10 protein-coding genes are annotated in these 11,618 nt (G+C 48.6%); 6 read left to right on the top strand and 4 right to left on the bottom strand.

Annotated elements, in window-relative coordinates; genetic code table 11:
- The 3 genes from B3180_RS01750 to B3180_RS01740 form a co-directional block, all read right to left on the bottom strand.
- The coding region (locus tag B3180_RS01750) for a sigma-54-dependent transcriptional regulator (RefSeq protein ID WP_286842585.1) at nucleotides 1-632 on the bottom strand (632 nt) is incomplete at its 3' end.
- Nucleotides 633-653: 21 nt separating this feature from the next.
- The gene (locus B3180_RS01745) at nucleotides 654-1,181 is read right to left on the bottom strand and encodes a DUF1285 domain-containing protein (protein ID WP_054490635.1); all 528 of its coding nucleotides are present in this window, start codon (nucleotides 1,179-1,181) and stop codon (nucleotides 654-656) included.
- Between the two features lie 10 nt (nucleotides 1,182-1,191).
- Entirely contained in the window at nucleotides 1,192-1,815 is a 624-nt protein-coding gene (locus B3180_RS01740; RefSeq protein ID WP_054490632.1) for a LuxR C-terminal-related transcriptional regulator, read from the bottom strand.
- Nucleotides 1,816-2,016: 201 nt separating this feature from the next.
- On the opposite strand from B3180_RS01740, the gene B3180_RS01735 reads away from it, so the two are divergent.
- Genes B3180_RS01735 through pdxH form a run of 3 tightly spaced genes read left to right on the top strand, consistent with a single transcriptional unit; the run spans nucleotide 2,017 to nucleotide 5,929 of the window.
- Nucleotides 2,017-3,669, top strand: a complete 1,653-nt coding sequence (locus tag B3180_RS01735) for an amidohydrolase (RefSeq protein ID WP_278358172.1) — start codon at nucleotides 2,017-2,019, stop codon at nucleotides 3,667-3,669.
- A gap of 15 nt (nucleotides 3,670-3,684) precedes the next feature.
- Complete coding sequence (locus tag B3180_RS01730) at nucleotides 3,685-5,232, top strand: response regulator (protein ID WP_278358173.1); 1,548 nt, start codon at nucleotides 3,685-3,687, stop codon at nucleotides 5,230-5,232.
- 58 nt (nucleotides 5,233-5,290) lie between these two features.
- The gene (gene pdxH / locus B3180_RS01725; protein ID WP_278358174.1) at nucleotides 5,291-5,929 is read left to right on the top strand and encodes a pyridoxamine 5'-phosphate oxidase; all 639 of its coding nucleotides are present in this window, start codon (nucleotides 5,291-5,293) and stop codon (nucleotides 5,927-5,929) included.
- Here the strand turns inward: pdxH and B3180_RS01720 are convergent.
- Entirely contained in the window at nucleotides 5,910-6,980 is a 1,071-nt protein-coding gene (locus B3180_RS01720; RefSeq protein WP_286842573.1) for an Ldh family oxidoreductase, read from the bottom strand. The two genes, pdxH and B3180_RS01720, sit on opposite strands and share 20 nt — an antisense overlap.
- Before the next feature lie 71 nt (nucleotides 6,981-7,051).
- Between B3180_RS01720 and B3180_RS01715 the strand changes: the two genes are divergently transcribed.
- Genes B3180_RS01715 through speA form a run of 3 tightly spaced genes read left to right on the top strand, consistent with a single transcriptional unit; the run spans nucleotide 7,052 to nucleotide 11,465 of the window.
- Complete coding sequence (locus B3180_RS01715) at nucleotides 7,052-8,086, top strand: 6-phosphofructokinase (protein ID WP_224798568.1); 1,035 nt, start codon at nucleotides 7,052-7,054, stop codon at nucleotides 8,084-8,086.
- A gap of 18 nt (nucleotides 8,087-8,104) precedes the next feature.
- The gene (gene speB / locus B3180_RS01710) at nucleotides 8,105-9,031 is read left to right on the top strand and encodes an agmatinase (protein ID WP_278358176.1); all 927 of its coding nucleotides are present in this window, start codon (nucleotides 8,105-8,107) and stop codon (nucleotides 9,029-9,031) included.
- 1 nt (nucleotide 9,032) lies between these two features.
- Nucleotides 9,033-11,465, top strand: a complete 2,433-nt coding sequence (gene speA, locus B3180_RS01705) for a biosynthetic arginine decarboxylase (protein WP_286842570.1) — start codon at nucleotides 9,033-9,035, stop codon at nucleotides 11,463-11,465.
- The last annotated feature ends 153 nt before the right edge of the window (nucleotides 11,466-11,618 follow it).

The following is an 11,618-nucleotide window of genomic DNA, read 5'->3' as shown; positions in this document are numbered from 1 at the left end:
GTAAATGCCCCTTTCTCATGGCCGAACAATTCACTTTCTAATAAGTCTCCGGGAATGGCACCGCAGTTCACAGGCACAAAAGGCCCCTTGTTGCGTTCTGATAAATCATGGATACCGCGGGCGACAACTTCTTTACCGGTTCCGGACTCTCCCAGAACAAGAACGTTGGCGTCGGTAACCGCCACTTGCTCGATTAACTGCCGCACATGTTTCATGGTGCGGCCATTACCAATTAAGGTCTGCTCCAGTTTACCACTGCCGGGATGCCGCGTTCTTGCGGGCTTAATTGGCATTTGCTGATGATACGCCTGACAGTAATGCAGCATATTGGACAAACTGGCGTAGTCAAAAGAGTCCTCCAAAGGACCAATGACATTGGCTTTTTGTAGCGCCTGATGCTGTTGCGTGTTCGCACAAATAAAAGGAAGGTGTGGCGAATCGCCGGCCAGCTCCATCAGGTTATCAATACCATTACCGGCAATGACACACAGAGCATCGGTTGCAGAAAGTTTAAGAGTGTCCGAAGGAGATATGACTTCAACGGTTTCACCAATAAAGGTTAATACCGTTTCAAAATGCTGACGACGCTCTGGTTGCTGTTCAACCAGGTAGACTGTTCTTGTTTTTGTCATAGACGAGTTTACCGCAACGTCCTATTTCACATTTCCTAACACAAACGTTTCACCCGCACTCGAGAGATACCACTGCTCCTGCCCATCGACAGTTCGTGACTCTGCGTGTGAAACCCACTGATAGAATACATTGCGATGTACTCTTGCTGTCAATCCTCTTTGCATCACAATATAAGGGATGCCCTCTTTCATTGTGAGCGGATGTTCAGAACTTAATACCAGAGTATCACCGATATTGGTGGTTAACAGCAATAATTGCTCACCATCTTCTTCCCTTTGTTCCCAGTCGACGACAACAAAAGGCGTATCTTCAACAGTAATTTTAACTTTTTCAGCAGGTGTAACTAAAAAATAGTCGCCTTCCTCGACCACCAGGACTGAGGCAAACAGCTTAACCAGAGCCTGACGCTTTATCTGACTCCCCTGATAAAACCAATCACCATTAGCGGCAATGTGAATGGGAATCTCGCCGCAATAAGGCGGATCCCACAATTCAGTTGGCGCGTGTTGATGTTTTTCCAGTTCAGAGATCAAACGGTTCAGTGACATAAATCAAAGCTTAGTCGACTAACTTCTTCTGTCTTAATAAATACCAAAGCGTTGCTTCTGTACGGTTTGATACTTTTATGGCCTTAAATATTGCCGATAAGTGCACACGAATGGTGCCTTCAGTAATACCCAGAATATTGGCTATCTCTTTATTCGATAAGCCCTGCGCCAATAATTGCATAATCTCTAATTGCCGTGGAGACAAGAAACTTTCAGCGCCGCTGGATTTATCACGAGGTTCATTCAGATGCGGGTCATCAGGAATATGACGATCACCATTTAGCAAGGCGCGAATAGCCAGCTTAGCCTGCTCAGCTGAACTGTCTTTCGGCAAATAGCTACGAACCCCTGCCGCCAGTACTTGGCGTACTTCGGAGATAGACCGTGGGCGCGTAAACAAGACGATATGCGTGCGCGGCGCAACTTTCTTTAAACGTTGCAGGGCGGGACGGATTTCAGCGTCCGGCAAATCCATCTCTAAAAAAATCAGATCGTAATCATCAGCTGCTAAATAACTTTCCGCAATCTCGAACGAATCAGCCTCGTAGATTGAGGGTTGATTCGCATAGTTGGTAAGAATTTGTATAAGACCAGCACGCATAAAAAACTGCGGATCAATAATTAGAACTTTCATCCTGAAATCCAAAATAATGCCTATTCAATTAACTTTTAGCATACCTAAATTATAACAGACAGCAAGTTTTTTACGGTTATCTAACAGCTTCCCGAATGTCATGTTAACTTAGTTAACAAAAACTTCCGGCAACACCTAGGCGGTTGTACAGTAAAAACGCTATAGTGTTGTCTAAATTATTTGCCACGGAGTTAAATTACAATGCGACGCATTACCTGCTTAGTTATAAGCCTGGGCTTATCAGCTTCAGCCATCGCCGACACCTTATATACCAACATGAAGGGTTACACCCTGACCAGCCCTGCCGGAGAAAATGCGGTATTACAGCAGTTCTCTACCATGCTGGTGGAAAACGGAAAGGTTCAGGCGATAGGCGGCGAGACTCTCGCCCAACGCTTTGCTGATACAGACAGTACGGTCGATATGAATGGCAAAACCGTACTCCCGGGGTTAACTGACGCCCACGGCCATATCCAAAGTTTGGGCAACAGTCTTCTACAGGTTGATTTGCGCGACACTGAATCTGTTTCTGACGCAGTCCAAAAGGTTCGCAGCTACGCTAAAGAGCAGCAGGAAATAGAATGGATTACTGGCCGCGGCTGGAACCAGGAACAATGGAAGAAAAAAGTCTTCCCTAGTGCAGCAAATCTTGATGAAGTTGTCAGTGACCGTCCCGTCTGGCTGATGCGCGTCGACGCCCACGCAGGCTGGGCAAACAGCGAAGCACTGCGCCGCGCGGGTATTGATAAAAATACCGTCTCTCCTGAAGGTGGCGAAATTATCCGTGACGAACAGGGTAACCCCACCGGTGTTCTGGTCGATAATGCAATGCAGCTGGTTGAAGACATTATTCCCGAACCTTCGCTTCAACAGCAACGGGCCGCATATGAGTTGGCTTTTCAGCACCTGGTTAAACTTGGCATTACCAGCGTCCACGACGCAGGCATTAATTCTGACGAAATTTCCATTTACAAAGGTTTGCATAACCAAGGGCGTATGCCGCTTCGGGTTTACGGCATGATTGCAGCGACCGAGCCGAAACTCGCTCAACTTCTGGCTGAAGGGCCTTACGAAACCCGGGACCAGAAACTGGCTATTCGCAGCGTTAAAATATATGCCGATGGTGCACTTGGAAGCCGCGGAGCAGCGCTGATAGAACCTTACAGCGATGACCATGACAACCACGGGCTAATGGTAACTTCAGAAGAGAAGATTCAGGATCTCTATAAACTGATCATCCCACACGGTTTTCAGATAAATACCCACGCCATTGGCGACCGTGCTAACCGTGTCGTTCTGGATAATCTGGCCGAAGTCTATGATGAACTGGGTGGCCGCAATTTACGTAACCGCATTGAACACGCACAAATTGTGCACCCGGATGACCTGAAACGTTTTACCGAGCTTAATCTGATTGCTTCGATGCAACCGACCCACGCTACCAGCGACAAAAATATGGCGGAAGATCGTCTGGGTTCTGAACGTATGGCCGGAGCCTACGCATGGCAGACATTGCTGGATGAGGGTACCGTTATCGCGGCAGGGTCTGACTTTCCGGTTGAATTAGCGAACCCTTTCTACGGCCTGCACGCAGCCGTTACTCGTCAGGACCGCGATAATATGCCTTCGGGAGGCTGGTACGCCGAAGAGAAAATGAGCCTTGAACAGGCTTTGCGTTCATTTACCATTGATGCCGCTTACAGTGCCTGGCAGGAAAAGTCACTCGGTTCGCTTGAACCCGGTAAATGGGCTGACTTTATTGTACTGGAGCAGGACCCTTTTACCGTTGATGCCAGCCAAATTTGGCAGACTCAAGTTGAGCAGACCTATGTTGCAGGCGAACGCGTTTACTAATGGAGTAGCAGCATCATGAACGATGATTTTCTGTTTTCTGAAGACGAACCTGATGTGGCCGTCGAAGAGGTTTGCGAGCCTTATCATGTGTTGATTGTCGATGACGATGAGGAAATTCATACCATCACCAAAATGGCACTGGGTGAATTTAAGCTTGATGGACGTCCGCTGGAGTTCCATTCGGTTTACTCGGGAAAAGACGCCATTGCGTTTTTGCAGGAAAACACCGACATCGCCATGATGCTGCTGGATGTGGTTATGGAAACTGACCACGCGGGCTTAGATGTCGCGCAATGGGTGAGAGAAACCCGGAAAAACCGGTTAATCCGAATTGTTCTGCGTACCGGGCAACCTGGTCAGGCACCAGAAGAGGACGTCATAGCGCGTTACGACATTGATGATTACAAAGAAAAAACCGAGCTGACTTATCGCAAACTGGTCACTCTTATGTACTCGTGCCTTCGCGCTTACCGAGACTTAAAAGCTATTGAACGCAACAAACGAGGCTTAGAAAAAGTCATTAACGCATCGGCAGAGGTGTTTTCGGCCCGCTCAATGCACGGCTTATGTCAGGGGATACTGGAACAGCTTGTTGCCCTAATCACCTTGTCTGACGACGCTATGTACTGCCGAATTGACGCGTTAACCGCCAGCTCGAATACCAGTGAACCCTTTGAAATTATTGGTGGCACCGGAGAATACGAAGGTGCGGCAGGACAACCGATAAAAAGCGAAATTGACTGGGATATCGTTCGCCCAATGCAACAAAGTTCGCAAAATGTCGATTTCCGGATAGTAGACAATAATTACTACGGCCTTTATAAAACCAGCAGCTCACGCCAGTATTTGCTCTTCATTCGCGGTGTCCGTGACTTATCTGAGCTTGATCAAAACTTGCTGGGCCTTTTTGTGAATAATAGCTCCATTGCTATTGATAACCTGCAGGCCACTGAGAACGAACGAGAGGCTCAGCGTGAATTGCTTTATTGCGTTGGAGAGGCTATTGAAAAGCACTCCATCGATGAAATCAGCCATCATGTTAAACGATCAGCCGAAATGGCCGGGCAACTGGCCATTTTTGCCGGCGCAACGCATGAACAGGCGGAAGCTTTAAAACAAGCTGCATCAGTCTACGATATAGGTAAAGTATCGGTACAAATGGAGCTCGCTCAGCGTGCCGATGTCTTAAGCATTCACGACTATGAAGAAATTATGCAGAAAGTGATTCAGGGTCATGATTACTTACGTCAAACCGATACTGCTGTGGCGAAAATCGCGGCTGCTATTGCACAGGATATTCATGAACGCTGGAATGGTTCGGGTTTTCCAAGTCAGAAGTCAGGCAAAGACATTGACCTCAATGCCCGTATAATGACCATCAGCAGCCATTTTGATGCACTGCGCACACAGCGCAACTATCGTGACGCCAAAGAATCTAAAGACGCTGCCGATTATCTGTTGCAACACAGCGGCAAGTTCTTCGACCCTGAGCTGGTCGGGCTTATGCTGGACAATCTGGATGCGATGGAAAAAATACGACAGCGTTACCTGGATAAGAAGTAATATAATAAGCGACTGGAAACTGAAAACGGGGCCTTCCCCAAGTCCATAAGGAGCGGTCATGGATTTACAAGCAATGCGCAGAGAGTACGGTTTAGGCAGTTTGCACCGGGAGCAGTTGAATTCAGACCCGATCAAACAATTTGAACTCTGGATGCAACAAGCCATAGACAGCGGCTTATTGAGCGATCCTACCGCGATGACAGTAGCAACGGTCAATAATGAACGTGTCCCAAGCCAGCGTATTGTTTTATTGAAAGGCTATGACCATAAAGGCTTCCGTTTTTACACCAATAAAAACAGTCAAAAAGGCCAGGATATAAGCACTAACTCGCAGGTTAACCTGCACTTTGCCTGGCTTCCGCTGGAACGACAAATTAGCATTACCGGCAGCGCTATCCCGCTGGACAGTGAAGATAACGACCGCTACTTCCATTCTCGTCCCAAAGAAAGTCAGGTAGCCGCCCTTGCTTCGCAGCAAAGCCGCCCTGTAGAAAGCCGCGACGTACTGGAAAGCCACTATAAGTCGCTACTGCGTGAATATGAGAATACCGAAGTGCCACGCCCTGAACACTGGGGTGGTTATTGCATCGAGCCTCAGCAATTTGAGTTCTGGCAAGGCGGCCAGCATCGTTTGCATGACCGCTACCTGTACAGCAAAGATGGCGCTCACTGGCGTATTACCCGCTTACAGCCTTAGGTAATTCAACCCCACAAAACTCAGCGCAGCGTTGCAGCACTTTTAACGTTGCGCTGCTGTAGTAAACACCCTGCTGCAATTGCTCACGTTTGCGTTGCTGAGCGGCTTCTCCGGGAATACGCACCGGTTGTTGTGGATCGGCTGCCGCACTTTTTCGGCTATCTTCCAACAAATCATCAACCTGCTGTAAAAACGCCTGTTTATCCCCAAACGCTTCCGGATCAATCACTTGTATCCATACCGAGTTCGCGTCACCGTCATCAGCACCCTGCCGGCGACCATACTGGCTTAACGCCATAGACCAAATTTCGCTGAACAGTGTCAGACCATAACCTTTATAGCCTAGCTGTTCTCCACCCAGCGGCGCTATCGCGCTACCCGGCGAGTCGAAAAACGTTAACGGGTCGTCGGTCCATTCGCCATCGGGTTTAATCAACGCTTTGTATGGCAATTTCGTGCCGTTGGCTTTTGCCTGACGCACTTTCCCCGCGGCAGTCATAGAGAAGCTGATATCAAATAGCAGTGGATTGCCGGAGCTGGGCACGCCCACCGCAAAAGGGTTGGGAGAAAATACCGCTTCCTTACCACCAAAAGGTGCCACAGCACGTTGTCCGGGCGTTGAGCACATCAGACTGACGACCAACCCCTGCTCCGTCGCTATAGTCAAATAAGCGGCTAATGAGGCTACATGCTGACTGCGTCTTACAACCACGGTTCCGGTACCGGCTTGTTGCGCCATTTTGCAGGCGGCATCAATAGCCTGCGTTACCACGTAGGGGCCCGGTAAAAATTGGGCGTCCCAGTTCGCAGCCGCAGCACGCTCACTTAATACCACAGGCTGCCCTTTTGCCAGGCTCTTGCCGTCACGCAGCCATTGGCAATTGTTCAACAGGCGAATTAAACCATGGGTACTAAAACCCAGTAAATCGCCTTCCAACAGGTAATAACTCACATTGCGCGCGACCTCCCCCGAAGCCCCCGCCTCGGTCAGACAAGTTCGCGCCCAGTCCGATAATTCTGAATAATCAAAACGTACAACATCAGTGCTCATGAAATTTCCTCTTGGTCACGGCCTGCAGGTCGTTTAAGCTACGCATACGACATTATCAAGGAGTAGAGATTGTGTCATCAGCTAACACAATAAACCGCATTGCCGTTATAACCAGTGGTGGCGATGCCCCGGGCATGAATGCCGCTATCCGAGCCGTTGTTCTGGCCGCGGAGAACTATGGTATCGAGGTCATGGGCTTTCGTCATGGCTATGAAGGACTCTTAAATAACGACTTTGTAAAGTTAGATCGCAAAGACGTTGAACACATATTGCAGTATTCGGGCACTATTATTAAAAGTGCCCGCAGTGAGCGTTTCAGAACCGAGGAAGGTGCGCGCGAAGCAGCAACAAATTTAGACGCGCATCAAATTGATGCCTTTATCGTTATTGGCGGCGACGGTTCATTTCGCGGCGCTGAGCATTTAGCCAACTTTTGGGAAGGTCCCATTATAGGCATACCCGGCACCATCGATAATGATCTCTTTGGCACGGATAACACTATTGGCTATGACACGGCAGTAGAAACAGCCATGGATGCGCTGGATAAAATTCGGGATACCGCCGAAGCCATGGATCGCGTATTCATTGTCGAGGTTATGGGCCGCAATGCCGGTTATATTGGTATTAGCAGCGCTATGGCAAGTGGTGCCGAGCGAATGATTCTGCCCGAGCTACAAAAAGATAAACCCTTAACCGTAGCGGCTTTGGTTAAGCACATTGAGTCAGTACAGCGCGTACGCGGAGACTCCAGCTACGTTATGGTGTTATGTGAAAATCAATGGCCTGGTGGTGCAGTTCGACTTGCGGAACAGTTAGAAGATCGTCTTAACTTACCCTGTCGTCCGTGTTTACTCGGCCACGTTCAACGCGGCGGACGCCCTACGGCAATGGATCGTATTTTAGGTACTCGTCTGGGTGTGCACGCTGTTGAGTTAGCCCGGCAACAGAAAACTGGCGTTATGGCTGGTGTTACCGCCAACGAACTCAGCGAAACACCGTTCGCTGACACTTGGACTCAACGTAAAAAATTGAGCGAAGAGTTAATTAATATTCAACAAAGTCTGTTTAATCCGATCAAAAAAGATCGCAGCAAATCGACGAAGTAAGAGAGGTCTGCAACAACAATGCCCCTAACGCCACTAACGGTGCCACTACCCGTACCATTAAATGACCCGAGCCGCCCGTTTTTCGGCGCCGAGCACAGCACCGATTTACACCCGGGACATACCCATATTCTTGGGTTTGGTTTTGATGGTACCGCCTGTTTTCGTAAAGGCACCCGAGAAGGGCCCGACGGTTTACGCGCGGTTTCTGAGGACATTGAGTCTTACTCGCCGTACCTTGACGCCGACTTAGAAGATCAAAGCTTCTACGACTTAGGCAACCTGCGGCTGGGCTTCGATGACGACGAAGAAAAGCAATGGCATCACGCGGTTCATGACTTTAACGCGATATTTGATTCCGTCGACCTGGCTCAGGAAAAAATTAAACTGCTGACCTTAGGTGGTGAGCATTCTATTTCTTACGCACCTATTGTGAAGTACTTGCGACAATACCCCGATATGGTGTTGCTGCATCTGGATGCTCACGCGGATTTACGCGATGGCTTCCTTGGTTACCATTATTCACACGCGTCTATTATTCGCCGTTCGGTCGACCACTTTGGTCCCGGCCATGAGCTCATTCAATACGGCATTCGCTCTGGTACACGCGACGAGTACCAATGGATGAAAGAACACAAAACCATCCGCAGCTCACGTAAAGACTTCCTCGACAGTGTTGAGACTATTGCTAAAGACCGTCCGGTTTACCTGACGCTGGATCTCGATTATTTCGATCCTTCTTTTTTACCTGGCACAGGAACTCCGGAGCCGGGCGGTGAAGATTTCCATTCCTTTGTCAGCCTGATGAAACTCCTGCGCCAGAAAAACCTGGTGGGTGCTGACGTGGTTGAATTGTCACCACAAATAGACCCAACCGGTAACTCCGACGTGTTCGCCGCTAAAATTGTGCGCGAATTATTACTCGTTTTACAACAGTCGGGAGCCTGAGATGTCAGACTGGAATATCGATCAAGCAGAAGAATTGTATGGTGTTAACCGCTGGGGCGCGGGTTATTTTTCCATTGGCGAAAACGGCAACATTCAAATTCGACCTAACCACCGCCTGCCAGATGTCACCATTGATATGAAAGAAGTAGTGGATGAAATTATTTCGGAAGGTATTCAGTTTCCGGCCGTTATCCGTTTTCATGACATTTTGCGCTCGCAGGTTGAAATCATTAACGAGACTTTCGGTAAGCTGATAGCTGACGCCAATTACCAGGGGCAGTATTGCGGTGTATTTCCCATTAAAGTGAACCAAATGCGCGAAGTGGTTGAAGAGATCATGGACGCTGGTGAACCTTATAATTATGGCCTTGAGGCCGGTTCTAAGCCGGAACTGATGGCAGTAATGGCGTACAACGACAATCCCGATGCGCTGACCATTCTCAATGGCTACAAAGACAAAGACTACCTGACTCTGGCGCTGCTTGGCCGTCAGCTGAAACGTAAAATGATCATCGTTATTGAGAAATTCAGTGAACTGGAAATGCTGATCCCGTTGGCGAAACAAATGGGCGTTGAACCCATGATTGGTCTGCGCTCAAAAATGATGGTAAAAAGCTCCGGCAAGTGGGCTGGCTCCAGCGGCGACCGCGCTAAGTTTGGCCTGAGTATTGCCGAAATTTTGAATGTTATTGAACGGCTGCGCGAAGAAGACATGTTGCACTGTGCCAAGCTGCTGCATTTTCACATTGGTAGTCAGCTGTCCGATATTCGTAAGATTAAAGAAGCCGTCAACGAAGGCGCGCGTTTGTACGCCAAATTAGTTCAGGAAGGTGTGCCTTTAGAATACCTGGATATCGGCGGCGGTCTAGGCATCGACTATGACGGTACCAGCACCACCAGCGACTCCTCACGCAATTACTCCACAGAAGAGTACGTAGCTGACGTTGTCTGGGGTGTGAAACAAATTTGTGACCTGGAACAGGTGCCCCACCCTAATCTAGTCAGTGAAAGTGGTCGTGCGATGACCGCGCACCACAGCTGCGTCGTCACCAACATTGTTGGCGAAATGAAACCGGCCGGTACACAATTCGATATCAGCGCCAGCGAGAACGAACACATTTTAGTTAAGAACATGCGCGAACTGCACAGCTCCGGCGACCAGTTCCACCCGCAGGAGCGTTATAACGACGCCGCCGAANNGTTCACTTTCCATGATGGCAGCATTGTTTTGGGAACTACCAATGGCGTACAGATTTTAGACCGCAAAACATTTGTCCCAATTAAATTGGACCAAAAACTGCCTTGGACAGAAATTACAATGGTTAAAAATATTCGAGGTAGTCTATGGCTCGGATCCACCAAAGGGGCTTTTAAACTACGTGAAGATGGCAAATATGACTATTACGCCTCCAAACGATGGTTGGTAGACGATCAGGTGGTGGACTTGGCTGAAGGACCTGACGGAAGTGTGCTGGTCCTTACACAAAAAGGGATGAGCAAAATTAACTTCGTACCCATGACACTGGCACAAAAAGCGGAGTATTTTCAAGAAATTCAGCGTTTACGCCATATTCGTTACGGTTTTACCTCCGATCTGTCTATGAGAACACCCGGTGACCTTTCTACGGGTTACTTTCACGATACGGATAATGACGGCCTATGGACTTCCATGTACTTGGCAGGGGAGTTATTCAGGTATGCAGTAACCAAGTCCGAGGACGCCAAGCAAAATGCCTACGAAGCCTTTAAACTGGGTATATTATCACTCAGTGAAATGGCCAAGCTGGACACCATGTACTGGCAAATACTTACCGACATTCACCATTCACTGGATAAAGACAGTTACGTTATTCAGGAGCTGGAAGAGTTAGAAGACATGCTCGCCAGTCAGTACCTGTGTAACTTTTCTGTATTTCAGTCAGCCGCCGATACCTGGGCCATCGGGCAAGTACTGCCAGTGGTGCCTATCTCGCGCCTGAACGAACAGCCCGAAGTACGCTGCTCAATTGTCGATATTACCTGCGATAGTGATGGTAAGCTCAGTAAGTACGTTGAAGGCACTGAAATCAGCGATCACATCCCCATGCATAACTTGCGTAAAGGCGAGGATTACCACGTAGGCTTATTCCTCACCGGCGCCTACCAGGACGTTATGGGCGATATGCACAACCTGTTTGGCCGTCTGACCGAAGTGCATGTTTACTGTCACGACGATGAACCCGGCGACTTCTATATTGAAGAAGTGGTACCGGGCACATCGGCCGAAAAAGTACTGCAAACTATGCAGTATAATACCGAGTACATGGCAAAAACTGTGAAGAAACAAATTGACCGTCAGGTACGTAAAGGCTCACTGGCGCCACGTGAAGGTGTTCGCTGGACAAACTTTTACGAGCACTGTTTAGCCGGCAGCACCTACTTACGCGTTGAATAATTCACCAAAACAACCGCTTAATGTGCAATTACTGAGCAAACAGTAAAAAAGGCACGAAAAGCGGTTGACTCGAAACCGAAAAAAACGTTTAATACACGCCGTTGCCCGGATAGCTCAGTCGGTAGAGCAGAGGATTGAAAATCCTCGTGTCGG

Source organism: Idiomarina sp. UBA4206, assembly GCF_002383015.1.
GTDB lineage: Bacteria > Pseudomonadota > Gammaproteobacteria > Enterobacterales > Alteromonadaceae > Idiomarina > Idiomarina abyssalis.
Note: the sequence above shows the minus strand (reverse complement) of the source record. Positions and strands in the feature narration are given on the sequence as shown.

What these genes read in the sequence shown, in the direction of transcription:
- B3180_RS01745 (WP_054490635.1), bottom strand. Translation starts at nt 1,181, where the DNA reads ATGTCACTGAACCGTTTGATCTCTGAACTGGAAAAACATCAACACGCG.
- B3180_RS01740 (WP_054490632.1), bottom strand. Translation starts at nt 1,815, where the DNA reads ATGAAAGTTCTAATTATTGATCCGCAGTTTTTTATGCGTGCTGGTCTT.
- B3180_RS01735 (WP_278358172.1), top strand. Translation starts at nt 2,017, where the DNA reads ATGCGACGCATTACCTGCTTAGTTATAAGCCTGGGCTTATCAGCTTCA.
- B3180_RS01730 (WP_278358173.1), top strand. Translation starts at nt 3,685, where the DNA reads ATGAACGATGATTTTCTGTTTTCTGAAGACGAACCTGATGTGGCCGTC.
- pdxH (WP_278358174.1), top strand. Translation starts at nt 5,291, where the DNA reads ATGGATTTACAAGCAATGCGCAGAGAGTACGGTTTAGGCAGTTTGCAC.
- B3180_RS01720 (WP_286842573.1), bottom strand. Translation starts at nt 6,980, where the DNA reads ATGAGCACTGATGTTGTACGTTTTGATTATTCAGAATTATCGGACTGG.
- speB (WP_278358176.1), top strand. Translation starts at nt 8,105, where the DNA reads ATGCCCCTAACGCCACTAACGGTGCCACTACCCGTACCATTAAATGAC.